The sequence below is a fragment of the Paenibacillus sp. FSL M8-0212 genome (assembly GCF_038004645.1).
Lineage (GTDB): Bacteria > Bacillota > Bacilli > Paenibacillales > Paenibacillaceae > Paenibacillus.
Window position 1 is genome coordinate 4,112,615 of record NZ_JBBORP010000001.1, and the last position, 25,594, is coordinate 4,138,208.

The window sequence follows — 25,594 nt, forward strand, 5'->3', positions numbered from 1 at the left end:
AGAATGGAAACAGTGGCGGTACAGCGGAAGTTCTCGGGTAAACGTAACCGTCTGGACAAACCGGAGCTGCTAGCTCCGGCGGGTAATCTGGAAAAACTGAAATTTGCAATCCATTACGGTGCAGATGCCGTATATATCGGTGGACAGGCCTATGGACTACGTTCCAACGCGGATAATTTCAGCTTTGAAGAGATGCGTGAAGGTGTGGAGTTTGCCAAAAAGTATGGAGCCAAAGTGTTCGTAGCGACAAACATCTATGCACATAATGAGGATGTTGAGGGGATCGAAACATATCTGCAAAACCTCTATAATGCGGGAATCTCTGCGATCATCGTAGCTGATCCGGCTATTATTGAGGTTGCCCTTCGTGCTGTGCCGGGCCTTGAGGTACATCTGAGTACTCAACAATCCACACTTAACTGGCAAGCCGTGAAGTTCTGGAAAGATGAAGGACTTCCACGTGTTGTTCTCGGACGTGAGACCAGCTTTGAAGAGATTGAAGAAATCAAGGCCAATGTGGATATCGAAATTGAAGCCTTTATTCACGGGGCGATGTGTTCTTCGTATTCCGGACGTTGTGTGCTCTCCAACCATTTTACGGATCGGGACTCCAACCGGGGTGGCTGTTGCCAGTCTTGCCGTTGGAAGTATGATCTGTTCGAGGATGCGAGAGAAGATACGGTGTGGGTAAGCGAAGAGGACATGCAGATGAAGGCACCTGCGCCATTCAAACTGGGTGAGAACCAGCTTCCTCTGTTCCAGGAACAGGATAATTCATTCTCCATGGGATCTAAGGATCTGTGCATGATTGGCCATATTCCCGAGTTGATTGATGTGGGTGTGGACAGTTTCAAGATCGAAGGACGTATGAAATCGATCCACTACGTGGCAACTGTGGTTAACGTATACCGTCAAGCCATTGACGCCTATATGGCGGACCCGGAAAATTATTTTTTGAAACCTGAATGGGTTGAAGAAATGAACAAAGCGGCGAATCGCCCGCTGAATACCGGATTTTTCTATGACACACCAGACCATGAAGATCATATCTATGAACCGGAAGAAAAGGCTGTGCCTTTTGACTTCGCTGGATTGGTCATGGGGTATGATGCTGAAACAGGAATGGCAACCATTCAACAGCGCAATCATTTCAAACCAGGACAGGAAATCGAATTTTTCGGTCCGGGAGGTCACTTTTTCAAACAGGTCGTCGGTGAAATACAGGATGAAGAAGGCAATGTTCTAGATGCTGCTCGTCACCCGTTGCAACTGATTAAAATGAAGGTAGATCAACCTGTTTCTTACTTCGATATGATGAGAAAAAAGAAGTAGGCTCAAATACCTATAATGTGTCAATATTGTATTATGATTTAACAAAATAGTGTTATGAAATTTACTTGGGGACCTCCGTTTATCGGCAGATGGGGGTCTTTTTTTTATAGAAAAATAGGAATAAAGTTGTAAAATATTTCTGGAAAGTGAAAGGGGAACGAAGAAAGCTGTCGAATACTACATATTTATAGGGGAGAGAAAGAAAAATCCAACAAGTAAATTACTGGCAGGTGAATGGGATTGGTTCAAAAGAAGCAGAACGACAGTGGGGAGCAAGTGACAAAAGCCGAGCAGGTTAATCCTGAGAAGGTTCAGAAAGTGAAGAAAGAAAAAGTAGTCAAAAGCAAAACAACAGGCAGTGGCAAAAAAATGTTTAAGATTGACCGCAGCAAGCTCAAGCTGGGCTGGATCAAGACTGATTGGGTGAAGAAACAATTAAAAAACCGGGATTGGAAAAACCTTGGAGGGTCTTCTTTCCAACAGATTAAGAAGGCAAATCCGGTTAAATCCGTAGGGGTTAAACTGTTCTTGATCTTTTTTGCGGGAATTATGATTTTTGTAGTGAGTTTGGGTCTATTATCCTATTCAAAAGCCAAGGGTACGATAGAGAAGAATGCATCTCGGGCCAATCAGGAGACAATTGATCAGACCAAACAAAAAATGGACATCATTTTGGAGCGGTTTGTGGATACATCCACACAGATTTTCTTTGATCCGGAAATGCAGTCCTTGCTTCAAAAAATGTCAGATACGAATTTGACTGCGTATGATACATTCATAAACTCAAGTTCAATCAACAAGCAACTGTCCAATGTTGCATTTACAAATAAATCTATGGAAGCGATTTATTTGGTACCTACGGACGATACAAAGTCCATTATGGGTACAGGTAGCAACAGTTCATCCATGGGCAATATTCGCCAGGAAGCATGGTATAGTGAGTTGATTGAGGCGGGCGGTTATCGCTGGCTTCCAACAGAGGTCAAGGAAGATGGCTCAACGCCAACGTTTAAAATCGCACGTTCAATGAAAAACCTGCAGGGAACGACCCAGTCGTATGTTCTGGTTATTGAACTGAAACTGGAAGTTCTGGAGGAACAATTGAAATCGCTTGATCTGGGTTCAGGAGCTGTTCTTCAACTGATTGCTCCCGATAATAAAGTGGTTGCATCCTCCATCTCGGATCGTACGGGACAAGATACAGAGCTTGCATTTGTCAAAGAGTTGACCGAACCAGCAGGTAGCACGAATACGGAGTATACGGTAGATGGCAAATCTACGGAAATGTTGGCTGTATACAGTACGATGGACACATCCAATTGGAAACTGGTTGGTATGATACCTACCTCTGTTTTGGTTCAGGATGCAAAAGGCATTCTGACCCTGACCCTGTGGATGGCGCTGATTGATGCGGGGATTGCAGTATTGATCGGGATCTGGATGGTGCGTATGATCGCTCGTCCACTCGGCAAATTAAAAGACCTGATGCAGGAAGGTGCGAAAGGTAATCTTAAAGTTCGTACACCATATAGCTCCCAGGATGAAATCGGTCAGCTCTCATCCGCCTTCAATCTGATGATGGAGCAGATCACAAAGCTGGTTGAACAAACCAATCGTTCTGCGCAGGAAGTATTGGATACGGCCTCTGAGCTGAGCAGTGCATCCAAGAAAACGGCTGTATCTGCTTCGGAGATTGCCGTAGCTACAGAAGAGATCGCAGGCGGTGCAGGCAGTTTGGCAACCGAAGCGGAACGTGGCAATGAATTAACTGACAATATCTCTCGTCAGATGCAGAGTGTAATCGCTGCGAATGAACAGATGGGTGATTCTGCGCGTCATGTAGAGATGTCCAGTCAGACAGGAACGCAACATCTGAATCAGTTGATGACCAAAACGCAGAAGACAGAAGAAATGATTGGTGCACTGGTGAATAAGGTTGATTCGCTGAAAGAGAGTACGTCTTCTGTTCTGAAAGTGCTTGAAGTGCTGCAAAACATTACGAAACAGACAAATATCCTTTCCCTGAATGCAACCATTGAAGCAGCACGTGCCGGTGCAGCCGGTCGCGGATTCATGGTGGTGGCTGATGAGGTTCGTCAGCTCGCGGCTCAATCCAGACAATCTATTGAGATGGTTGGAGAGATTACAGACAAAATCATGACTGAAATGAATGAAACCGTGGATGCTTTGTCGGCAGCTTATCCGTTATTCAAGGAACAGATGGATGCGGTTAAAGACACCAACGTCATCTTTGCTTCCGTACAGGAACAGATGGGTGCATTTGTGGAACGTCTGGGCATGGTGACAGGTTCTATTGGAGATTTAAACAAATCTCAAGGTACGTTGTCTGAAGCCATGAGCAATGTCAGCGCTGTAGCTGAAGAATCTTCTGCAACGTCCCAAGAAGTAGCTTCCTTGAGCAGTGAACAGCAAAATATCAGTAACCAGCTGGTAAATCTGTCTGGCAAACTGGAGAATGTGTCTACTGAACTGAAAGAAACCTTGTCACGCTTTACGGTGTAACAAGCCAAGGTTGAAATGAGGAGAACCTGTCCCGCACATGGGACAGGTTTTCTTTTTGTTTACCGGATAATTCCAAGCCATATCAGCAATAATATGTCAAAACGACAAAAGGTGAGATTGGGATGCATCTCCTTGCGAAACGGCGAATCTATATTACTTGTATTCTTCTAACTCTTGTCTTTGGATTGCTTATATTGCGATTGGGATGGATCCAGATCGTTCAGGTGAATCAGACGATGCCTGGATTTCATCGAACGGTACGGGAAATGTCTGTATTGCAGCGTGAACGCGGGGTGATGCTTGACTCAGGGCGGGGACAATTTACGGATTACAAGGGTGAGGCGTTGACCGGTAAACTGCAATGGGGACTGGTTCTTTTTCCACAGGCAAGTCCATTAGAGAAATTACGCAAGCAAGGGGCATTAGAAGGCTCCGAGATAATACAGTTGGCAGCTATATTACATACCGATTTGGATCAATTGAAGAAGGAATGGAATCAGGAAAGCGCACCTCATTTCTGGACAGCAGGTACAGATCAGCCTGTTCATTTGAACGCTGCTCAGGTGGAGCGCCTACGTAGTTTGCACCTGCAAGGAGCTGGCATCTATCCGATGATGACAAGGTATCTTCTGGGGCATACAGGGATGCAGTGGATGGGTTATCTGGCTGAACAGCCTGAGTCCTCCAAAGTTCTAACTGGGCATCAGGATGAAGTAAAACAGCCATTTGCCATGAAATCAGGGGCAGCGGGACTGGAGAGGACACTTGAACCCCTGTTGAGGGGAATTGGCCCTACGCTTGTATCACGTATGGTCTCGGGTGGTGGAGAGACTATTCCTGATATTCAGCCGCACGTCATTGCACCGGCCAATAGTCATTATCCTTTACGTGTAGAAACCACAGTCGATGCTGAGTTACAGCGTGGGTTGGAGCAGTTGACGCAAGAATCTGGATTACAAGAAGGGGCCGTGGTTGTGTTAGATGCCGCTAACGCAGATGTTCGCGCCATGATTTCCCGCCCTTTCTATCAGCCACAGCATGTAGACCCCAAGCAATCGGCATGGGGGAATCGTGCAGTACAGGGAGCCGTACCGGGTTCCATTTTCAAAATTGTCACTGCCGCTGCCGCTTTGGAGTATCAGGCGGTTTCTAACGGAGAAGAATTCCATTGTGGTGGTGAGTACGGAAGATACGGGCTGTCCTGCTGGAAGGAGCATGGTCATGGAAACCTGAATCTGGAGCAAGGGTTCGCAGAGTCCTGCAACATCGTATTTGCGGAAACGGCGCGCAGGCTTAGTATGGAGCAACTTGAGAATACGGCAGATCGTCTGGGACTGGCGCGTCCTGTAGGTTGGGAGGGGAAACAGATGGCTGGGATGCCCGTGTTACGACACTTTGATCATGAGGATCACGGGCGTGTGCGAACAGAGGCTGTTTCTTCTGCTGATGAAGGTGCGAAGATACAGACAGCAATCGGTCAGCGAGATGTCTTGGTCACACCGCTGCAAGCCGCCAATCTGATCGTGACACTGTTACATGATGGAAAGGTCAGCGCCCCACGTCTCGTTGAACGTATCCGATATGCGGATGGTGGCACCATCCTGGAGATGCCCTTGCATGATTCGTCTTCAGTAGCAGGACAGATTGCTCCCGCAACTGCACATAAGCTCTTATCCTGGATGAATAAGGTAGTCCGTGAGGGAACAGGAAAATCCCTGCAGCGTGCACGGTGGCATGTTGCAGGGAAATCAGGTACAGCTCAGGTACAGAAACATGGGGAGAAGCGAAACAATCAATGGTTCATTGGTTATGGACCTGTAGAACAACCTAAATATGCTGTAGCTGTTCTTGTCCAAAATGTCTCTCCTGAAAGCCAACATCAGGCGACGGCTCTCTTCAGGAAGGTGATGGACTATTTGGCGGAGTCCTCATGATCCTTCGCAGGAACGGGACGTTGTACAGTAGACTCGGCAGAATTCGCTGAGGCCTTATTAACGGGTGGGTCCATGACCAATGGAGAGGACTCAAATTCATCTTTTGGCAGGTGAATCCACTGTTGCAGGTACCCTTGTTGTAACAGTTCTTTCAGAAGGATCAGAAGCACTGGAGATAACACTACACCAGCCAGGCCAAAGATCGAAAGGGAGATCAGCATAAACGAAAGCATCAAGTACGCCGAAGATACACCAATCGAGTTACCCGATATTTTTGGTTCCAGCAACTGCCGTGTCAGCATCGTTACTGCCAGAATCACAATCAGGCCAATCGCCAGGCTACTATTGCCAATAATGAATAAGTAGACGATCCATGGAATAAATACAACAGGAACGCCAAGCAATGGTACCAGATCAAAAACCGCACAGACTGCTGCAATGGTAAAGGCGTTAGAGGTTCCCAAAATCAACAAACCTGCATAAATCAATACAAACGTAATGAGCATCATGATCATCTGTGCCTTCAGATACGAGCGAATGGTCTTGAACACGTGACTACGCATGAATTCAATAGCTAACTTTAATGTTTTGGGCGTTTTCGCACGGGCGAACTTGCGCCAGGATTCAATCTCGATACTGAGGAAAAATGCCAGAATAATCGCAATTCCGAAGTTCGTAATAAACGAAGAGAATGAACTGAGGAAACCTACAACGAATTGTGCTCCGCTAGTTACCCATTTGGACAGGAACCCGGTCAGTGTTGCGAAATAATCATTCGCTTTTTCCATAACTCCATCAGGAAGAGCGTCTGACTTGTCCTGAATGAATAACACCAGATTGGTGAATTCACGCTGTATCATTTCAATGTATACAGGGAAATTATCTTGAAGATTGGAAATTTGTGAAATGATAATTAAACCTACACCAAAAAAGGCAGCGACAATTAATGCAAGAAACAACAAGACGGAGATGGCGGCTCCAAGTGTCTTGGGCAATCCTTTGCGATGTAAAAATTTGGCCAGCGGTTCAATCATCCAATACACAATGAATGATAGAAAGACCGGTGCAGCCACTTGGTATAATTGACTAAAACCGTACATGATCACATACACGGTTAATACGAGCAGCGCGATATCAAAGACAGTGCGCCCGTATTTTTTGTAAAGCGGTAGCATGGACATGGCTCCTTTGATGGCAATAATTAGATTGTATTTATTGTACACGATAGCTATCTTTTTGGGAAAACAGGATTTAAGAAAAGTATGAACTATGATAAAATTAAAGGCGGTTTATTTTAGATAGTGCCCTTGTGCACCGTAATTCAGCATGAGAAGTGGGGAGCTTGCATCATGACAACGATACTTCATAGTATTTTACTGTGGTTATTGTATCTTTCATCTTTTTACGCCTTTATTCCAAGTTTGATTAGCAGGCTTTTTGGTTTTCGTGTATTTCGACGGGGAAGAAGTGATACACAATTTGCATTAACGTTTGACGATGGGCCAGATCCACATTATACGCCGAGACTGCTCGATCTGCTTCGTCAGCATCAAGCAAAAGCAACATTTTTTGTCGTTGGAGAACATGCCGCGAGTCATCCTGAACTCATTCAGCGCATACATGACGAAGGTCATCTTATTGGCATTCATAATTATATTCACAAGACGAACTGGCTCATGCGGCCGCGTACCGTTCGTGATCAGATTCAGCGAACAGGTCAGATTATCCATGAAGTAACCGGCGTGAAGACTTGTTATTATCGTCCACCGTGGGGGATTATGAATCTGTTTGATTTTTTCAGCAAGAAAGAACGTAAGATCGTACTGTGGTCTTCCATGTTTGAAGACTGGAGAAGCCGAATAGGTGCCGAGAGATTGACCGAACGGATGCTGAAGGAACTGAGAGGTGGAGAGGTCATGCTGCTGCATGATCGAGGAACGACCCTTGGTGCAGATGCACACGCGCCGGAGCAGATGCTTCAGGCGCTGGAAGTCGTCTTGCAGGAAGCTGAACGACTTGGGCTGCAAAGTGTACGCGTTGATACGTTGATGGGAGGTATCACAGTGAGCGAATCTCAGAACAAAACGCAATTACAGACACCATTGAAGCTATGGAAACGAATCGTTGTTGCCTTATGGCTGGACTGGGAGAAGTTGTTCCACTGGGTATATCATCTGCGGACGGCTTCACCAGAGGACCCGATGCTGCACTTCAGATCACGTGTATATCACGGAGCACGAGTGGAGATGAATGATGGCCATGTCATTCAAAATGGAGATCCGGTGATAGAACTGCATTTTGACAATCAGAAGTTGTTCGAACTTGGGGTGACTTCGCGTTCCAGTATGCATTTGGCTATTCGCATGATTCGGACGATGGAACAGCAATTGCCGGATTTGGCACGCATGGTGGCACTCGAACCTGAGTTACGCTCTGCCAAGGCGATATACGGTGTGAGCATGATTAACAGAGGCCCAGAAAAATTTGGATTTACCATACAAGAATTGCCTCCTGGACCGTTCAGTGCTGCATCCAAAGTATACCTGAAACTGCTCTTAAGTGTGATCCATCCAGCAGGAACCAAACGTTTGAAACAGCGTACAGAACAATTGGTACCCAAGATGATTGCCATGCCGCTGGATGTACTGCTGGAACGTTATGGTCAACATACGACGCAGGTGGCAGCAACGGTAGAAGAGTCGAGAGATGGATCGCTGTTAATTGAACAAGAGATACTGCCAGAACGGAACTAAACGGACTGATCACACCAACCAGCAAAAGAAAAGGGTTGCCCTTCGCCAGATTTGGCAAAAGAGCAACCCTTTTTTATTAGTGAATTAGATACTCAGTACGCCACCGTTGCTTGCATTGGTAACCAGTTTGGAATAACGAGCCAGGTAACCGGTTTTTACTTTCGGTTCAAAGCCTTTCCAACCTGCGCGACGACGTTCAAACTCCTCGTCGCTGATGTGCAATTCGATGATACGGTTGTTCAGATCCAGCTCGATGATGTCCCCTTCTTCAACAAAGGCGATTGGACCACCTTCAGCTGCTTCCGGAGAGATATGTCCGATACTGATTCCGCGGGATGCACCAGAGAAGCGTCCATCGGTGATCAGACCAACTTTGGCACCAAGACCCATACCTACGATCTGGGAAGTAGGAGCCAGCATCTCAGGCATACCTGGTCCGCCTTTTGGTCCTTCATAACGGATAACAACAACATGTCCTTCTTTTACTTTGCCGTTAGCAATACCTTCGAGCGCTTGCTCTTGGGAGTCAAAGCAGATGGCAGGACCTTTGTGGTATCCACCAACCGAAGCATCAACAGCACCAACTTTGATGATAGCTCCTTGTGGTGCAAGGTTACCAAACAATACAGCCAGGCCGCCTTTTTCGGAATGCGGGTTATCCAGATGGTGGATGACATTGGTATCCTGGATTTCTTTTCCTTCAACGTTCTCACGGATTGTTTTACCTGTTACTGTAATACAGTCACCATGAATCGCGCCTGGTTTCTTGAGCAATTCGTTCAGCACTGCGCTTACGCCGCCTGCATTGTGAACGTCTTCGATGTGAAGATCGGAAGCAGGTGCAAGTTTCGCCAGATGCGGAACGCGGTTAGCTACTTCATTGATCCGTTCGATTGGATACTCGATACCTGCTTCATGAGCCAGTGCCAGCGTGTGCAGTACTGTATTCGTAGATCCACCCATAGCCATATCCAGTGCAAATGCGTTATCGATCGCTTCTACAGTAACGATATCACGTGGTTTCAGATCCATTTTAATAAGTTCCATCAGTTGTTTAGCGGATTGTTTAACAAACTCACGACGCTCAGGAGCAACAGCCAGGATGGTTCCGTTACCTGGCATAGCCAGTCCCATCGCTTCAGCCAGACAGTTCATGGAGTTCGCTGTGAACATACCGGAGCATGATCCACATGTTGGACAACCGAACTGTTCAAGTTCAAGCAAGCTCTTGTCATCGATTTTACCCGCTTGATAAGCGCCTACGCCTTCAAATACAGAGGTCAAGGACAGAGCTTTACCATTGCTGTCACGACCGGCTTTCATCGGTCCACCGCTGACAAACACGGTAGGGATATTACAACGGAGTGCACCCATCATCATGCCGGGTGTAATTTTATCGCAGTTCGGGATACATACCATGCCGTCGAACCAGTGTGCAGATACAACGGTTTCCACGGAATCCGCGATAATGTCACGGCTTGGCAGCGAGTAACGCATACCAATGTGTCCCATGGCAATACCATCATCTACTCCGATGGTGTTGAATTCGAATGGAACGCCACCGGCTTCACGAATAGCATCCTTTACAATTTTACCGAATTCCTGAAGGTGGACGTGGCCGGGCACGATATCGATGTAAGAGTTACATACGGCAATAAATGGCTTGCCGAAATCCTCTTCTTTAACGCCCGCTGCGCGGAGCAAACTCCGGTGCGGTGCACGGTCAAAACCTTTTTTGATCATATCGGAACGCATCTTCTTGGCTGACATGGTGTGTTTCCCCCCAAATATATAATATTGAGCAACATGAATGGAAAAGTAAATGGCAGTGCATCTGTCGTTTAATTTCATCCGTACTCTAAAAAAAAGATCGGGCTTGCCGGTGTCGAGCTCCCCGTAGTTTGTGAAATTCTTTGCTGCTTTAAACCCGTGAACACCCGGTTTTTCTATTGAGTCTATCACAACCGTCGTCATATTTCTACAATCAATAGAAAGAAGCCTCAAACCATTTTCATGGAATTAGACTTCTTGATTTGCGGGAAAGCTATGATCATGTTTCGATGTGGCGAGCGGAATTCATCAGTTGCTTCCGCCTTTGCGTCCAATCTCACGATAGAATTCCTTGTTATGGGTTTCGGAGGTTGCTTCGCCGCCCTTGCGACCAATCTGCTTGTAAAAGTCAGTATCATGGGCATCTGAAGTCGCTTCTCCACCTTTTTTTCCAATCATCTGGTAGAAGCTTCGATCATGGTTCTTGGAAGTGGCTTTACCACCTAATCTACCGGCTTCCTCACGGCTCATCTTGCGTTCTGACGTCGGTTGACGTGCCATTACAAATCACTCCTTACAACAATAAGTTGTTTTTTGTAGCGCGTTATCCCTAATTTACCACATCATTTCCAGCCTGAAACAACACACCAGGATGGAATCGATGGTCAAGAGATCCGTCAGAGCGTTAGGCCGACCGTTTAAACACCTCATGCCGATTGAAAGAAAAGCGGGATATATCCGGTTCAATTAAGGGTTTGAACGTGTGACGTACAGCCGGCAGAGCCAGTGTGACTGCAAAGAGTACGGCGATGACAAGTATGACTGGAATATACGCCGAGTTTCCCATATAACTATAGACTCCAGACCAGATCGCGAGACGAACAAGAAAACCATGCAGCAGGAATACATAGAGTGTGCGTCGTCCAAGGTCCGTCAGTGTGGAAGTCAAGGAAGGTACCCAGGCCAAGAACAGTGCTGCCGATGCGATTTCCAGCAAGTAGACGCCAAGTCGTAAGATGCCGGCATACCATTCGTGATGGCCCAGTTCGGCGTATGTCATGCTGCCAAGTAACCATCCCGATGAAATATTCAAACCGCCATACGCGATCCATACCAACAGTGCAGCGGAGAGGATGGCTGCAGTTCTTCGCCCCCAACCGGATAATAAACGAGAACGAATGGATGCTCCATAGTCATAACCGATAACAAAGAAAGGCAAGAACACAAACGTACGGCTGAAGCTGAGCCAGAATCCGTCGATAGGCAAATACCCGGCAATTACACCGAGCGCAATCGATCCAATCAGCCGATATATCGGTTTCCATGAAATCGTCAGACGAAGCAACAGTCGCCAACAGAAATGACTCGCGAGAAACCATAACAGCAAGTAAGGTGCAAAGAAGGATAGCCGCATATGGGGTGTGTGGAAGACGGTAAAGTCCATTAATGCGTATAAGGACTGAAACAGTACATATTGTAAGGCAATCTGCTTCAGGACATTTCGCCCAGAGGCACCTTGAAGTGAGTGTGTCGCAAAATACCCGGTTACCCATACAAAGAGTGGCATGTGAAACGTATATATCCACAGGAACAGAGCTTCTGCTCCTGCAAAGCGTGTGATGAGTGGTTCCAGTGCATTACCAGCAAGGACACAGACGATAAGCATAAAGCGCAGATTGTAAAAGAAAGATTCCTGATCATCCCGGATCAGTGTCTGTTTTTTCATGGTGTAGCCCCCTTATAGACCCTAGTTGCAAGGTCATTTGCATCTGTAATAAGGGTAATACGGATGTACATTATCTATTGTGATTTAATTCACATTGGTAAGCGTTATCTTTTCTCAAAGCTGTGACAACAAAATGAACGCAACGGGATTGACAACGGTTGCATAGAGGATGACAATAGTAAAAGAAGATGAGGGAATGTAAATATAAGGAGGGAAGAAATCATGTCAACGAGTCCCTATCCAAGCCCGGAAATTATTACGTTTGGGGAGAGTATGGGTTTGCTGACCGCCAAGGATACAAGAGGGCTGGAATATGCAGCCACACTGGACAAGTCTTTCGGGGGTGCTGAGAGCAATCTGGCTATTGGCGTATCCCGCCTGGGGCATACCAGTGGTTGGTTTGGACGCTTGGGCAATGATCCGATCGGCAGTATGATTCTGAAAGCCATTCGCGGTGAAGGTGTAGATGTATCCCGGGTAAGGTTAAGTGATGACGAGCCTACTGGTTTGATGATTCGTGAGAACGCTTTCGGGAAAGCCTCGGTGCATTATTATAGGAAGCTATCTGCTGCAAGTGCGATTACACCTGATGATCTGGATCACGACTATATTGCCGGGGCGAAGATATTACATGTTACAGGTATAACGGCGGCGATAAGCCCGTCCGGACTTGCAACGGTAGAGGCTGCCATACATATTGCCAAACAGGCAGGGGTGAAAGTAAGCTTTGATCCAAATCTGCGTCTCAAACTATGGTCTGCGGATGAGGCTCGTCCGGTTATACTGCGTTTAGCTGAACTGGCGGACTACTTTTTACCGGGTCTGGACGAGATGAAACTTCTATATAACGAAGAAAATGATCAAAAAGTGCTTGAGCGTTTATCTGCCATGAATGCTGTGTGCATCGTGAAGGGTGGCCCTGATTTGACCTACGTATTGGCGAATGGTACCCTAACGGAAGTTCCGTACTTTAAGGCGGATTATGTTCTGGATACGGTAGGAGCAGGAGATGGATTCTGCGCGGGATTTTTATCGGGGTTGTTAAAAGGATACTCCCCGCAGGAAGCAACCCGTCTCGGCAATTTGACCGGTTCCATGGTTATACAGGCTGTTGGCGATTGGGAGGCGCTCCCCACGTGGGGGCAGGTCGAGGCCAAGCTGAACAACGTTGCCCATGTTGAGCGCTAGTCGCTGCTGAAATCATATATGGCTCATCTTCGTTCTTAAATGTAAGGCTTGTATACACAACCACCACATTGACAAGGGAGAGAATGAAATGAAGAAGCTTCAGCTGTTGCAAAAGATTACGGAGAATGGGGTTGTGGCAGTTCTGCGTGCAGATTCTGCTGATCAAGTCATTGCCATGGCCGAGCAAGCGATTGCGGGTGGCATTAAAGTTATCGAGATTACGATGACAGTGCCCAGTGCGCTCAAAGCCATTGAAAAATTAAGCCGTGTATACCATTGGAACACACAAGATCCAGAGAAGTTCGCGATTATTGGTGCGGGAACGGTGCTTGAACCGCAAACGGCGAGAGCGGCCATCATGTCGGGTGCCGAGTTTGTAGTCGGACCTTCCCTGAACCCGGATACGGTTCAGATCTGCAACCTGTATCGAATTCCGATTCTGCCTGGTGTGATGACGATTGCTGATGTTCAACGCGCATTGGAACTCGGCGTGGACATTGTGAAGTTGTTCCCGGGTAATCTGTATGATCCTTCAATTATCAAAACGATGAAGGGCCCTATGCCACAGGCAAATTTTATGCCAACTGGCGGGGTATCCTTGTCTAATCTGGGGGATTGGATCAAGGGTGGAGCGGTGGCTGTTGGTATCGGCTCCGACTTGACATCGGAAGCTGTGAAGACGGGTGACCTGAGTCATGTCCGTCGCAAAGCGGAACAATATATGGATGCTTACCGCAAGGCCAAGGCTGAATAATATTTGTTCAATTCGGAGAAAGGGAGCCTGAATTAACGAAGGCTCCCAATTCTGTGAGCCGCGGCACCTGCGGAAGTGAAGAAAGGTGATTAACGTTGAGAAATCGGTATAATACAGGGCGCAAGAAGAGGGGCATCGGGAAATTCCTGCTCGTACTTCTGGCGCTCATTGTCATTGGATGTGGATTTGTTGCGTGGAAATTATTCACACCATACGGTCCACAGGAAACAGCTCAAACGGCCATGGAAACAGCCAATAAGGTGACCGTGAGCGAACAAGAGAACTGGATTGATTTTGTGCCAGATAAATCGACGGGGAAAAGTGTACTTTTCTACCCTGGTGGACTGGTAAAACCTGAAAGTTACGCACCACTTGCGCATGAGTTGGCCGCTGCGGGTCATCACACGATTATTGCCAAAATGCCAGTTAATCTGGCAGTGCTCAAGCCAAACTTGGCAGATGAGATTCTGGCCGCATATCCGGACGAACAATTTGTTATGGGTGGACACTCTCTCGGCGGGGCGATGGCTGCACGTTATGTAGCATCGCATCCTGATGCACTTCACGGCATCTTCTTTCTGGCATCCTACCCGGATGAAAAAGGAAGCGTAATGACACTGGGAATACCTGCATTATCCATTCTGGGTACTAAAGATGAGGTTGTGAATATGACCAAGTATCAAAGTGGACGGATGTATCTTCCAGAAGACACGGTATATTACACCATTGAAGGTGGTAACCACGCCCAGTTCGGTGATTATGGTCATCAAAAAGGAGATGGTGAGCCGGAAGTGAGTGGAGAAGAACAGCTGAATCAGACGGTCAAGACGGTACTGGCTTGGTTAAGTACTATCAAGTAGGTATTGATCATTCTGCATTAAGGGCTGTATGCATTTATAGCATACTTGATGGAGGTGGTACGGATGGCTATGCTTCAAGTGAATGGAGCGCAGATCCCATGTAAAGGTATCCTATTAGATAAAGATGGAACACTGCTGGAATTTCTCCAGCTATGGGGGCCGTGGGCAGAGACATTAATGGATCAGTTACAATCACGTATGAATGAACTTGGAGCTCCATTTACAGTTGAACGGGAGCATGTTCTGGGCACCATTCATGATCCACAAGGACACATTGTTGGATATGATCCGCAAGGTCCGCTGGCCATTGCGACTGTGGATGAGTGCACGGGATTGCTTGCCGGGCAGTTATATGCGGCAGGTATGCCATGGAATGAAGCGATCACAACGATACGCAAATTTTCAAGTGTAGCCATGAGATCGGTAAGAGAGCGCAAATCCGCTGAACCCATGTCAGGATTGCTGGATTTCTTGCAGAAATGCAGGGCAGCGGACATACCACTGGCGGTCGTCACTTCAGACAGCACAGCAGCAGCAGAAACACATCTGGATTGGATGGGGATACGTTCCTTTTTCACATCCATTGTGGGCTGTGAACGGGTGACCCAGGGCAAACCGGATAGAGAAGCAGCACTCTTGGCTTGCCGTGAATTACATATCGATCCTGCGGAGGCCGTTGTCATTGGAGACAGCAATGGGGATATGCAGATGGGGAGGCACGCAGAGGTATCCTATACGCTTGGTTACTGTCCACAGTTAGATCAAGGATCCCACCTGGTTGATGCCCATGCCATTATTCGTCATTATAATGAGATAAGCGTGATTATATAAGTCACTCTGGTTTGGTTGAACGATATAAATTGAACTCAACATTTATACAAAACGGAGAGGACAGAAAGGACCTGAAGAAGCGGAGCGTTCGCCTAAAAGCTTTCTAACAGAAAGCTACATCGGAAGCATATGCTATCACCGGATTTTCCCCTTTAATAAGGGAATCAAAAAAATCTGGGGATAACAGCGATCGGAAGGTTGTTCTGTCATCGGAGTGGCCAGTGTAAATATTATTTAGTTCAATTTATATTGTATATAAAAGGAGGAGAGAGGATGAACGCAATAGAACAACTGGCTGCCTGGATTCAGGAAAGCTCCCGTATTGTTTTTTTCGGAGGGGCCGGAACTTCAACGGAAAGCGGGATTCCCGACTTCCGCTCGGCTGCGGGTCTGTATCAGACGGAGCAGCATTCGCCTTATCCACCGGAAGAATTGTTAAGCCGGCATTTTTTTGATCAACATGCCGATATTTTTTATGATTTTTATCGAGGCAAAATGCTTCATCCAGATGCGGAACCTAACGGGTGCCATCGACTCTTGGCCCGTCTGGAGCATGAGGGGAAACTTCAGGCAGTGATCACGCAAAATATCGACGGACTGCATCAGAAGGCAGGCAACAGCAATGTCTTTGAGCTTCACGGCTCAATTCATCGTAATGCCTGCATGGATTGCAAGCAGTTTTATACGCTGAATGATATTATACAGTCCCAAGATACCGTGCCTCGCTGTACCACATGTGGTGGTGTGATCAAACCGGATGTGGTGCTGTACGAAGAGGAGCTGGATCAGACGACTTTGTATCGTTCCATTGATGCACTGTCTTCTGCAGATCTGTTACTCGTGGGAGGCACGTCACTGACGGTATATCCGGCGGCCCAGTTAATTACGTATTTTCAGGGAAAACATACCGTTCTGCTGAACGCTACACCTACTGCTTATGACCGCAGGGCTGATTTGCTGATTACAGATCCGATTGGCGAGGTAATGAATAATGTGGACCAGCTTCTTGGTTAAACGTATGGACTGAACAACCGCATTCTCCGGCACAGACCGGACAAAAGAGGCGGAACCTGGGGAAAGAAGGGATTCATGATGGTCTACGTAGCAAGCGATACTCGCTATGAAACGATGAAATATAACCGCGTTGGACGTTCAGGTTTGAAACTGCCAGCGATTTCACTGGGGCTGTGGCATAATTTTGGCGGTATTAATAACGCTGAGAATGGCCGTAATATGATTACCCGATCATTTGATCTGGGCATTACACACTTTGACCTTGCCAACAATTATGGTCCACCGGCAGGTTCAGCAGAGCAGTTATTTGGACAGGTACTTGCCCAAGATCTGAAACCTTATCGGGATGAACTGGTGATCTCCACCAAAGCGGGATATTATATGTGGCCCGGGCCGTATGGCGAGTGGGGTTCACGCAAAAATCTGGTGTCCAGTCTGAATCAGAGCTTGAAGCGTATGGGCCTGGATTATGTGGATATCTTCTATTCACATCGTTATGATCCCGAGACGCCTTTGGAAGAAACGATGATGGCACTGGACCATATTGTTCGCTCGGGCAAAGCCCTTTATGTAGGGATCTCCAACTATCCCGCAGAGCAGACAAGACAGGCTGCCGAAATTCTGAAAGGTCTGGGTACGCCCCTGTTAATCCATCAACCGAAATACTCGCTGCTGGAGCGCTGGATTGAAGATGGTTTGCAGGACGTGCTGGATGAGTATGGAACAGGCAGTATTGCATTCTGTCCATTGGCACAAGGTGTGCTCACGAACAAATACTTGAATGGTATCCCGGAAGACTCACGTGCCAAAGGACCATCGGTATTCCTGAATGAAAACAACATCTCTCCAGAGACGCTCCGCAAAGTGCGTGCGCTGAACCAGATTGCAGCAGCCCGCGGCCAGAGTTTGGCCCAATTTGCACTCTCCTGGGTGCTGCGGAATGGCAGGGTAACTTCTGCGCTGATTGGCGCAAGCCGTCCTTCACAGATTGAAGAGAATGTGGCTGCGCTTAGTCAGCTGGATTTCTCTACAGAGGAATTGGAACGGATTGAATCCATTCTGTCTCCGCAGCCTGATGACAAATAAATAAAGTGTAAAAGGTGCATCTTAGCCATAATGGCGGAATGCACCTTTTTTTGTCGTATGTGGTTCCGGCCGTTATCTTGCTCACCGTTTGTTTTGTTGAGCGTTCTTCTGTAACCCCTGATGTAGTGGGCGGGACAGGATTTTCTCTCGATACAAGCTAGGCGCTTCACCGTGAAATCGTTTGAACTGTTTGGAGAAATACAGCGCGTCTGGCAGTCCGACCGATGCAGATACCTGTTCGATGGACAGATCCGGGCGTTCTCTCAGGAGTTGGCGCGACTTGTCGATCCGCAGTTTGAGCAGATAAGTGACTGGCGAAAGACCGGTTTCCTGTTTGAAAATACGGGATAGATACGCACGGTTGTACCCGAGACTCGCAGACATTTGTTCAATGGAGACAGGATAGGCATATTGGGTGGACATATACTGAATCATCTGTTTCACCGTACGTCGGATGGATGATTCACCTGGAATTAAGGTTTGGCCCTGCGAAAGGTGATTCTGTGCTTCGGCTAGAATCATATATAACGTACCCAGTGATGTGAAATGGGAGCTTTCTTTGCGCTCGGCAAAAGCATCTTGCATCACGGATAACCAATCGGATATTCCACAAGAGGGTCCGGCATGAAAAACGGACTTCTCGGGGCGGAATCCCGCCTCCTCGGCATGCTGGGCAGCCTGGCTGCCCGTGAAAGCGATCCAGCGGTATTGCCATGGATTGCGGGCGTGAGACTGGTAGCTTACCAGTTGCCCGGGATGAATGAGAAAACAGTCACCTGCGGATAACTCGTAGGTGTGCAGTTCGGTACGGAACGTACCCGCCCCTTTTTCTACATAGTGCAGCAGATAATAATCAAACAGTTTGGGGCCGACGGCGTGACCCGGAAGGGTCTGGCTTGCTCCGGCAAACAGGACATGCAGTGCGCCTTGCTCATAATAGATGGGATTGGAGGCAACCGAATAACTGAGTGCTCCACTTTTACCGGAAGGTGATTCCTGTATTTTTTCTGTAGAAGATGCAAGGGATTCTTTCTTGGCGTTGAATGAGTCTGTCATACTCGTTTCCTTCTTTCTGGGATGCTCCGATCATTATACGCCTTAAGGTCACATTTATCCATATGAAACACACATGGTTGCATTACAAGAGGCACCGCTTTCTTATATAATAACATTAAGAAAACCACAACAACGATGCGAGGTGCACCAGCAGTGAACGTAACTGAATTGAAACAAAAGTTTATTGAAAAGTACGGAGAGAGTGGAGCGGACATCCGTGTATTTCATGCTCCTGGGCGTGTGAATCTGATCGGTGAGCACATTGACTATAATGGTGGATACGTGCTTCCGGCAGCACTTGAATTCGGAACAACATTAATTATCCGTGAGCGTGAGGACAACAAGTTGCAATTGGCTTCCACGAACATGTCATATGAAGGGGTACTAGACACTTCCTCCATCGGTAAGGAGAAAACCGGAGAATGGACCGACTATCCTGTTGGTGTCATGGTTGAATTGCAGGGCAAAGGCGTTAATGTAACAAAAGGCTACGACTTCCTGTACCATGGGGAGATTCCGAACGGGGCAGGGCTTTCATCATCTGCATCATTGGAGGTACTCACCGGATTTGCGATTCAGTCTCTGGAGGGCGTAACGGATATTGATACGGTTCAATTGGCGCTTCTGTCCCAGAAAGCGGAAAATGAGTTCGTAGGCGTCAACTGTGGAATCATGGATCAGTTCGCTGTCGCAAACGGTGCTCAGGATCACGCGATCCTGCTGATGTGTGACACACTGGAGTACGAAAAGGTTCCTTTCCGTACAGGCTCCTACAAATTGGTCATCGGTAACACAAACAAACGCCGCGGTCTGGTAGATTCGGCTTATAATGAACGTCGCTCCCAATGCGAGCAGGCACTTGCCATCTTGAAGGAACAGCTGCCTGCACTGAATTACCTGGCTCAATTGACGCCAGAGCAGTTCGTAACACTACAGGATCAGATCAAGGATGAGAAAGTAAGACAGCGTGCACAACATGTTGTGGAAGAGAACGCGCGTGTGCTCGCTTCGGTCGAAGCATTGCAGGGTAACGATCTGGAAACCTTCGGCAAGCTGATGAACGCTTCTCATGAATCGCTTCGTGACTTGTACGAAGTAAGCTGTGATGAGCTGGACGTTATGGTTGAAGAAGCTCAGCGGATTCCAGGCACGCTTGGTGCTCGGATGACTGGCGCAGGATTTGGCGGTTGTACCGTATCACTTGTGCATGAAGATGATGTCGAGCGTTTTGTAAGCGAAGTGGGCGCTGCATATGAAGCGCGTACCAGTCTCAAAGGTGATTTTTATGTATGCGGTGTAGGCGACGGTGTTAAAGAATTGAAGGAGGCGAAGTAAAATGGCAATTTTGGTGACAGGTGGAGCAGGATATATTGGTTCTCATACGGTAGCAGCATTGTTGGAACGTGGTGAAGAGGTTGTTGTACTGGATAACTTGCAGACAGGGCATCGTGAAGCGTTGCTCGGCGGTAAGTTGTATGAAGGGGATCTGCGTGACAAAGAAATTCTGGCGAAGCTGTTCGCTGAGAATTCAATCGATGCAGTTATTCACTTTGCGGCCAACTCACTTGTAGGTGAGAGTATGAAAGACCCGGTTAAATATTATGACAACAACGTGTTTGGTACACTCTGTCTGTTGGAAGCGATGAATGCAGCGAACGTACGCCGCATCGTCTTCTCCTCTACAGCAGCTACCTACGGTGAGCCTGAGAAAGTGCCAATCGAAGAAAGCGATCGTACAGAGCCAACCAACGTATACGGCGAAACCAAGCTGATGATGGAACGCATGATGTCATGGTTCGATAAAGTTCAGGATATCAAATACGTTTCCCTGCGTTACTTCAATGCAGCCGGTGCTCATGAGAGCGGCAAAATTGGTGAAGATCACCAACCAGAGAGTCATCTGATTCCACTCGTTCTACAAACGGCTTTGAAACAACGTCCGCACATCGCAGTGTTTGGTGACGACTATGCAACAGAAGATGGAACATGTATCCGTGACTATATCCACGTGAGCGACTTGGCTGATGCACATCTGCGTGCAGTAGATTATCTTCGCAAAGGTGAGAACAGTAACGTGTTCAACCTGGGTAACGGCACAGGATTTTCTGTAAAACAAGTGATTGAAACAGCTAAAAAAGTGACTGGCCTGGATATCCCGGTTGTACAGGAGCCACGTCGTGCAGGTGACCCGGCTGTGCTGGTAGCTTCGTCTGCAAAAGCGAGATCTGTCCTGGGTTGGAATCCAAAATGGACCAATCTGGAAGATGTTATTCAAAGCGCTTGGAGCTGGCACCAATCACGTCCTGACGGCTACGGAAAAAACTAGGAGGCGAACACCTTATGTCACAGACTCATATTGCAGCAGGTGCCACAGAGCGGACACCGGAGCAGCAGGAAGCACTGCATGCCATTGAACGTCTGGTTGCATTTGCCTTGCAGAAACAATTAATCGAGGAAGCGGATTGGGATTATAGCCGCAACCTCTTGCTGGAACAATTCGGATTTTCAGAGCCTTATGCCGGTGAGTTGGACACAACTGTGCCCGATGGTCCACAGGCGATGCTGGATACGTTGATCGATTATGGATTTACCATTGGACTCATTCCTGAAAATAGTGATACGTTCCGTGATTTGCTGGATGCCAAAATCATGGGTCATTTGATGGCACGCCCATCCGAAGTGGTACGCGCCTTTCGCCACACGGAGCAGACGGAAGGTATTGAGGCGGCCACATCTCAATTCTATGACTTGTCGATTAACTCCAACTATATTCGGATGGATCGGATCTCGAAGAACGTTTACTGGACTCAGGACACGGCCTATGGAGACATGGAGATTACTATTAACCTGTCAAAACCGGAGAAAAGTCCAAAGGAAATTGCCATGGCGAAATTGCTTCCGCCACCGGTATATCCAAAATGCCAGCTGTGTCGTGAAAATGTAGGTTATGCCGGTCGGGTGAATCACCCGGCCCGCCAGAATCTGAGAGTTATTCCGCTGGAGCTTAACAACGAGCCTTGGTTGTTCCAATACTCGCCGTATGTGTACTATAACGAGCACTGCATCATTTTCCATCATGATCATGTGCCGATGAAACTGACCAAAGATACGCTGCGCAGACTGCTTGCCTTTGTTGGGGAGTACCCGCATTACTTTATCGGATCTAACGCGGATCTGCCGATCGTGGGCGGTTCTATCCTGACACATGACCATTTCCAGGGTGGACGTCATACGTTTGCCATTCAAAATGCACAGCCAGAGGCGGTCTTCCGCCATGCGGGTGCACCTGGACTTACATTGAGTCTTGTAAAATGGCCGATGTCCGTAATGCGTCTGGCCTCACACGATCCTGCAGAACTGCTAGAAGCTGGTAATGCTGTATATGAAGCGTGGAAGGTCTACAGTGATTCTGCTGTGGATATCGAAGCATTCAGTGAAGTGGACGGGGAACAAGTACCACACAATACGGTAACACCAATCGTTCGTCGCAGTGCAGATGGTGGTTATGAGATGGATCTTGTATTGCGTAACAATCGTACAAATGATGTGCATCCTGAAGGGATTTTCCATCCTCACCGTGAGATGCACCATCTGAAGAAAGAAAACATTGGTCTGATCGAAGTGATGGGGCTTGCCATCCTGCCAGGTCGTTTGAAAGAAGAACTGGACAGTATCGCGGATATCCTCGCTGGAGATGCCAAACTTGCTGAAGCCGCCAAAGCTTCTGATCATGTGTTGAACAAACACCTGAGCTGGGCGGAAGAATTGATTGAACGGTTTGGTCCTAACCTGGACAAAGAACAAGCCGTTGCCATTGTACAACAGGAAGTCGGCTTGAAATTTTCCGAGATTCTGGAACATGCAGGTGTCTACAAATATGATGAAGCAGGACGTCAGGCTTTCCGTCGTTTTGTAAGCAGCATGGGATACACTGAATAGTAGTCAACAAACCAAAACACCCGCCCAATCATGAGCGGGTGTTGTTCTTGTTATTCTAGACATTTGTATGCATTGGAAAGAAATTCCGGGCAAGTTATAATGGAGTGAAGTCCTAGAGTACCACAATGAATTGAGGAAATGGGGTTAATAACTTGGAAAAGAAAGCATTGAATATTCCGTTGATTACAGATGCTGAGGAACTGCAAGGCATGGTGGGTGAACCTCATGAACATGTGCGTAACAAGGCAATTTCATTTGTGGATTCACATGTTCAGAACTTTCTATCCATGTCACCGTTATTTTTCCTCTCCACCTCCGATCGTGATGGAAAAAGTGATGTGTCACCTCGGGGTGATGGAGCGGGATTCGTAAAAGTGTATGATACATATCGGCTCGTCTATCCCGAACGCCCAGGAAATCGGCGCATAGATTCGTTGCTGAACATGTTGTCGAACCCTGGTATTGGTATGCTCTTTTTGATTCCGGGTATGAATGAAGTGCTGCGTATTAATGGTACAGCATCTATTACCAAGGATGAGGAATTCATCGCCAGTATGGGCTGGAGTGGTAAAACCATAGGTGCGGCTGTCATTGTAGATGTGGAAGAGTGCTTTATCCATTGTCCGCGGGCATTCAAACAGTCTGGATTATGGGCCTCAGAAACATGGGTCGATGCTGAGGATTTGCCTTCAACGAGCGAGATGTTTCGAGCCCATTTGGAGATTAACGGATTGTTATAAAGTGAGTGACTATCGATTTGTTTTTCTATAAACGGGGTACTATAATTGGAGTTGCACTAAAAATTCTAAACTCCATTGGAGGCGACAATAGATATGAGATCTTTCCAATTCTATAATCCAACCCGGCTGATTTTCGGCAAAGGACAACTGGAAGCATTGAAAACAGAAGTGCCGAAATACGGTAAACGGGTTCTGCTTGTATATGGTGGCGGCAGTATCAAACGCAGTGGTCTGTATGATCAAGTGATCGGATTGCTTCAGGAAGCTGGAGCAGAAGTGACTGAACTGGCAGGCGTTGAACCTAACCCTCGTCTTTCTACAGTGCATAAAGGGGTAGACCTCTGTAAAACAAATAACATCGACCTGATCCTCGCTGTAGGTGGCGGCAGTGTACTGGACTGCTCCAAAGCTATTGCTGTAGGTGCCAAATATGATGGCGATATGTGGGATTTTGCTCAGCGCAAAGCCGTTGCACAGGACGCTCTTCCACTCGGTACCGTATTGACGATGGCAGCAACCGGTTCGGAGATGAACTCCGGTTCCGTTATTACGAATCAGGATACACAAGAAAAATTGGGCTGGGGTAGCGCATACTCATTCCCTGCATTCTCTATCCTGGATCCAGTGAATACATACACTGTTCCACTGGACCAAACGGTATACGGCATGGTAGATATGATGTCCCACGTATTGGAGCATTACTTCCATCTGGATGCCAATACACCGGTTCAACTTGGCTTCTGTGAGACGATTCTGCGTACTGTCATGGAAGCAGCACCTCGTCTGGTTGAAGATCTGGAGAACTATGAACTGCGCGAAACGATTCTGTATTGCGGAACAATGGCACTGAATGGCGTACTGAATATGGGTCTCGCAGGCGACTGGGCAACACATAATATTGAACACGCGGTATCCGCAGTGTATGATATCCCACACGGCGGTGGACTTGCAATCTTGTTCCCACACTGGATGAAACATAACCTGGATGTGAATGTGGATCGATTCAAACGTCTGGCAATTAATGTATTCGAAGTGAACCCAGAAGGCAAGTCGGACAGACAGATTGCCGAAGAAGGTATCGATGCGCTCAGCAAATTCTGGACATCCATTGGTGCACCTAACCGTCTGGCAGATTACGATATCGATGATAGCCAGATCGACGTAATGGCAGACAAAGCGATGCTGTTTGGCCCGTTCGGTAACTTCAAGAAACTGCAACGGGAAGATGTTGTATCCATCTACAAGGCTTCTCTGTAATTCTATAATCACTGCAAAGTGAAAGGACACATTCCGTTGTCCAATAACCGCAAGTCTCCTTTATGGGGGCTTGCGGTTTTTTCATGTATTTGGCTCTGCACGAGAATGATGGAGGAACATGAAGCAAGAAGAACAGAATGTCGTGATAATACCCATTATCGGGTTCAGAATACATTTGAGGAAAGATTTTGAAACATTTTGATGTCAGCTACGTATTTATTTACATGTGGAATGCCCAGTTAGGATGAATTTGCGGCAGAGGAGAGGAGGAACAGGGGATGGAGACAATTTATTGGGGGTGTCTGATCGGAGGAGCAATATTTGCGGTTGTCAGCCTTGTGCTGGGTGACTTGATTGACGGCTTGCTGGACGGAGCCTTCGAAATGCCAGGTCTTGATTTTTTCAAACCCGTTGTGTTAGCTGGTTCCATTACAACCTTCGGTGGGGCAGGCATTATGCTGACACGTTATAGTTCATTAAGTGCGATGTCGGGTCTAATATTATCCCTGCTTATAGGTATTGCTGCAGCCATGCTGGTATTCTTCGCATATATCAAACCGATGCGTAACAGCGATGTCTCGATTGCATTTTCAATGAAAGAGTTATCTGGGAAAATTGGGGAAATCACCATTCCGGTGCCGGAAAAAGGTTTTGGCGAAGTGATGATTCGTTTTGCATCCGGTAGTACGATTCAAACGGCATCCAGTTTTGAACACCTCCCCATTGCGGCGGGAGCACGTGTTGTGGTGGTGGATGTTGTAGATGGCGTACTGCGTGTGTCGGAATGGGATGAAAACGTACTTAAAGATTTATAAAGTATTCTTATCACCT

Annotated in this window: 20 protein-coding genes and 1 pseudogene; 16 read left to right on the forward strand and 5 right to left on the reverse strand. The window is 47.2% G+C overall.

Annotated features, from left to right (window positions below):
* The first annotated feature begins 3 nt into the window (after positions 1 to 3).
* From MKX68_RS18190 to MKX68_RS18200, 3 genes are all read left to right on the forward strand, one after another.
* A complete protein-coding gene (locus MKX68_RS18190) occupies positions 4 to 1,332 on the forward strand; it encodes a peptidase U32 family protein (protein WP_340913425.1) in 1,329 nt (442 codons plus the stop codon).
* Positions 1,333 to 1,566: 234 nt separating this feature from the next.
* Positions 1,567 to 3,855: a methyl-accepting chemotaxis protein gene (locus MKX68_RS18195; protein ID WP_340913427.1), complete on the forward strand. Its 2,289-nt coding sequence runs from the start codon at positions 1,567 to 1,569 to the stop codon at positions 3,853 to 3,855.
* Positions 3,856 to 3,977: 122 nt separating this feature from the next.
* Positions 3,978 to 5,789, forward strand: coding sequence for a peptidoglycan D,D-transpeptidase FtsI family protein (locus tag MKX68_RS18200; RefSeq protein ID WP_340913428.1), 1,812 nt, complete (start codon positions 3,978 to 3,980; stop codon positions 5,787 to 5,789).
* On the opposite strand, the gene MKX68_RS18205 is transcribed toward MKX68_RS18200, so the two are convergent.
* Positions 5,768 to 6,964: an AI-2E family transporter gene (locus tag MKX68_RS18205; protein WP_340913429.1), complete on the reverse strand. Its 1,197-nt coding sequence runs from the start codon at positions 6,962 to 6,964 to the stop codon at positions 5,768 to 5,770. The genes MKX68_RS18200 and MKX68_RS18205 overlap by 22 nt on opposite strands.
* 174 nt (positions 6,965 to 7,138) lie before the next feature.
* Here MKX68_RS18205 and MKX68_RS18210 point away from each other — a divergent pair, with 174 nt between their 5' ends.
* Complete coding sequence (locus MKX68_RS18210) at positions 7,139 to 8,542, forward strand: polysaccharide deacetylase family protein (RefSeq protein WP_339789447.1); 1,404 nt, start codon at positions 7,139 to 7,141, stop codon at positions 8,540 to 8,542.
* A gap of 84 nt (positions 8,543 to 8,626) precedes the next feature.
* Here the strand turns inward: MKX68_RS18210 and ilvD are convergent, their stop codons facing one another.
* The 3 genes and pseudogenes from ilvD to MKX68_RS18225 form a co-directional block, all read right to left on the reverse strand.
* Positions 8,627 to 10,312: a dihydroxy-acid dehydratase gene (gene ilvD, locus MKX68_RS18215; protein WP_074096200.1), complete on the reverse strand. Its 1,686-nt coding sequence runs from the start codon at positions 10,310 to 10,312 to the stop codon at positions 8,627 to 8,629.
* A 318-nt stretch (positions 10,313 to 10,630) separates the two neighbouring features.
* Positions 10,631 to 10,873 (reverse strand): annotated as a pseudogene (locus MKX68_RS18220) (KGG domain-containing protein); the annotation flags it as partial.
* Between the two features lie 124 nt (positions 10,874 to 10,997).
* On the reverse strand, positions 10,998 to 12,038 hold the full coding sequence (locus MKX68_RS18225; RefSeq protein WP_340913431.1) for an acyltransferase family protein: 1,041 nt from the start codon (positions 12,036 to 12,038) through the stop codon (positions 10,998 to 11,000).
* Between the two features lie 222 nt (positions 12,039 to 12,260).
* Here MKX68_RS18225 and MKX68_RS18230 point away from each other — a divergent pair, with 222 nt between their 5' ends.
* The 6 genes from MKX68_RS18230 (at position 12,261) to mgrA (ending at position 17,771) form a co-directional block, all read left to right on the forward strand.
* Complete coding sequence (locus MKX68_RS18230; protein ID WP_340913432.1) at positions 12,261 to 13,226, forward strand: sugar kinase; 966 nt, start codon at positions 12,261 to 12,263, stop codon at positions 13,224 to 13,226.
* An 88-nt stretch (positions 13,227 to 13,314) separates the two neighbouring features.
* Positions 13,315 to 13,980: a bifunctional 2-keto-4-hydroxyglutarate aldolase/2-keto-3-deoxy-6-phosphogluconate aldolase gene (locus MKX68_RS18235; protein WP_340913434.1), complete on the forward strand. Its 666-nt coding sequence runs from the start codon at positions 13,315 to 13,317 to the stop codon at positions 13,978 to 13,980.
* A 95-nt stretch (positions 13,981 to 14,075) separates the two neighbouring features.
* Positions 14,076 to 14,840 carry an alpha/beta fold hydrolase gene (locus MKX68_RS18240; protein ID WP_340913435.1) on the forward strand — a complete coding sequence of 255 codons (765 nt, stop codon included), beginning with the start codon at positions 14,076 to 14,078 and terminating at the stop codon, positions 14,838 to 14,840.
* A 63-nt stretch (positions 14,841 to 14,903) separates the two neighbouring features.
* On the forward strand, positions 14,904 to 15,671 hold the full coding sequence (locus MKX68_RS18245; protein ID WP_340913436.1) for an HAD family hydrolase: 768 nt from the start codon (positions 14,904 to 14,906) through the stop codon (positions 15,669 to 15,671).
* A gap of 273 nt (positions 15,672 to 15,944) precedes the next feature.
* Positions 15,945 to 16,685 carry an NAD-dependent protein deacylase gene (locus MKX68_RS18250; RefSeq protein WP_340913437.1) on the forward strand — a complete coding sequence of 247 codons (741 nt, stop codon included), beginning with the start codon at positions 15,945 to 15,947 and terminating at the stop codon, positions 16,683 to 16,685.
* 78 nt (positions 16,686 to 16,763) lie between these two features.
* Complete coding sequence (mgrA, locus tag MKX68_RS18255; RefSeq protein ID WP_340915428.1) at positions 16,764 to 17,771, forward strand: L-glyceraldehyde 3-phosphate reductase; 1,008 nt, start codon at positions 16,764 to 16,766, stop codon at positions 17,769 to 17,771.
* 81 nt (positions 17,772 to 17,852) lie between these two features.
* Here mgrA and MKX68_RS18260 read toward each other — a convergent pair whose 3' ends face one another.
* Positions 17,853 to 18,827 carry an AraC family transcriptional regulator gene (locus MKX68_RS18260; protein ID WP_340913438.1) on the reverse strand — a complete coding sequence of 325 codons (975 nt, stop codon included), beginning with the start codon at positions 18,825 to 18,827 and terminating at the stop codon, positions 17,853 to 17,855.
* A gap of 153 nt (positions 18,828 to 18,980) precedes the next feature.
* Here MKX68_RS18260 and MKX68_RS18265 point away from each other — a divergent pair, with 153 nt between their 5' ends.
* The 6 genes from MKX68_RS18265 (at position 18,981) to MKX68_RS18290 (ending at position 25,578) form a co-directional block, all read left to right on the forward strand.
* Positions 18,981 to 20,162, forward strand: a complete 1,182-nt coding sequence (locus tag MKX68_RS18265; protein ID WP_340913440.1) for a galactokinase — start codon at positions 18,981 to 18,983, stop codon at positions 20,160 to 20,162.
* Position 20,163: 1 nt separating this feature from the next.
* Positions 20,164 to 21,153 (forward strand): UDP-glucose 4-epimerase GalE, encoded by a 990-nt coding sequence (gene galE / locus MKX68_RS18270; protein WP_315938440.1) that lies wholly within the window; start codon positions 20,164 to 20,166, stop codon positions 21,151 to 21,153.
* Between the two features lie 14 nt (positions 21,154 to 21,167).
* The gene (locus MKX68_RS18275) at positions 21,168 to 22,766 is read left to right on the forward strand and encodes a UDP-glucose--hexose-1-phosphate uridylyltransferase (protein WP_340913443.1); all 1,599 of its coding nucleotides are present in this window, start codon (positions 21,168 to 21,170) and stop codon (positions 22,764 to 22,766) included.
* A gap of 152 nt (positions 22,767 to 22,918) precedes the next feature.
* Positions 22,919 to 23,506 carry an MSMEG_1061 family FMN-dependent PPOX-type flavoprotein gene (locus MKX68_RS18280; protein ID WP_315938442.1) on the forward strand — a complete coding sequence of 196 codons (588 nt, stop codon included), beginning with the start codon at positions 22,919 to 22,921 and terminating at the stop codon, positions 23,504 to 23,506.
* A gap of 93 nt (positions 23,507 to 23,599) precedes the next feature.
* Entirely contained in the window at positions 23,600 to 24,763 is a 1,164-nt protein-coding gene (locus MKX68_RS18285; RefSeq protein WP_340913445.1) for an iron-containing alcohol dehydrogenase, read from the forward strand.
* A gap of 278 nt (positions 24,764 to 25,041) precedes the next feature.
* Positions 25,042 to 25,578, forward strand: coding sequence for a hypothetical protein (locus tag MKX68_RS18290; RefSeq protein WP_017686844.1), 537 nt, complete (start codon positions 25,042 to 25,044; stop codon positions 25,576 to 25,578).
* Positions 25,579 to 25,594 lie beyond the last annotated feature (16 nt).

Excerpts from the sequence above, each read along its gene's own strand:
- MKX68_RS18190 (WP_340913425.1), top strand. The coding sequence starts at position 4 with ATGGAAACAGTGGCGGTACAGCGGAAGTTCTCGGGTAAACGTAACCGT.
- MKX68_RS18195 (WP_340913427.1), top strand. The coding sequence starts at position 1,567 with ATGGGATTGGTTCAAAAGAAGCAGAACGACAGTGGGGAGCAAGTGACA.
- MKX68_RS18200 (WP_340913428.1), top strand. The coding sequence starts at position 3,978 with ATGCATCTCCTTGCGAAACGGCGAATCTATATTACTTGTATTCTTCTA.
- MKX68_RS18205 (WP_340913429.1), bottom strand. The coding sequence starts at position 6,964 with ATGCTACCGCTTTACAAAAAATACGGGCGCACTGTCTTTGATATCGCG.
- MKX68_RS18210 (WP_339789447.1), top strand. The coding sequence starts at position 7,139 with ATGACAACGATACTTCATAGTATTTTACTGTGGTTATTGTATCTTTCA.
- ilvD (WP_074096200.1), bottom strand. The coding sequence starts at position 10,312 with ATGTCAGCCAAGAAGATGCGTTCCGATATGATCAAAAAAGGTTTTGAC.
- MKX68_RS18225 (WP_340913431.1), bottom strand. The coding sequence starts at position 12,038 with ATGAAAAAACAGACACTGATCCGGGATGATCAGGAATCTTTCTTTTAC.
- MKX68_RS18230 (WP_340913432.1), top strand. The coding sequence starts at position 12,261 with ATGTCAACGAGTCCCTATCCAAGCCCGGAAATTATTACGTTTGGGGAG.
- MKX68_RS18235 (WP_340913434.1), top strand. The coding sequence starts at position 13,315 with ATGAAGAAGCTTCAGCTGTTGCAAAAGATTACGGAGAATGGGGTTGTG.
- MKX68_RS18245 (WP_340913436.1), top strand. The coding sequence starts at position 14,904 with ATGGCTATGCTTCAAGTGAATGGAGCGCAGATCCCATGTAAAGGTATC.
- MKX68_RS18250 (WP_340913437.1), top strand. The coding sequence starts at position 15,945 with ATGAACGCAATAGAACAACTGGCTGCCTGGATTCAGGAAAGCTCCCGT.
- mgrA (WP_340915428.1), top strand. The coding sequence starts at position 16,764 with ATGGTCTACGTAGCAAGCGATACTCGCTATGAAACGATGAAATATAAC.
- MKX68_RS18260 (WP_340913438.1), bottom strand. The coding sequence starts at position 18,827 with ATGACAGACTCATTCAACGCCAAGAAAGAATCCCTTGCATCTTCTACA.
- galE (WP_315938440.1), top strand. The coding sequence starts at position 20,164 with ATGGCAATTTTGGTGACAGGTGGAGCAGGATATATTGGTTCTCATACG.
- MKX68_RS18275 (WP_340913443.1), top strand. The coding sequence starts at position 21,168 with ATGTCACAGACTCATATTGCAGCAGGTGCCACAGAGCGGACACCGGAG.
- MKX68_RS18285 (WP_340913445.1), top strand. The coding sequence starts at position 23,600 with ATGAGATCTTTCCAATTCTATAATCCAACCCGGCTGATTTTCGGCAAA.
- MKX68_RS18290 (WP_017686844.1), top strand. The coding sequence starts at position 25,042 with ATGGAGACAATTTATTGGGGGTGTCTGATCGGAGGAGCAATATTTGCG.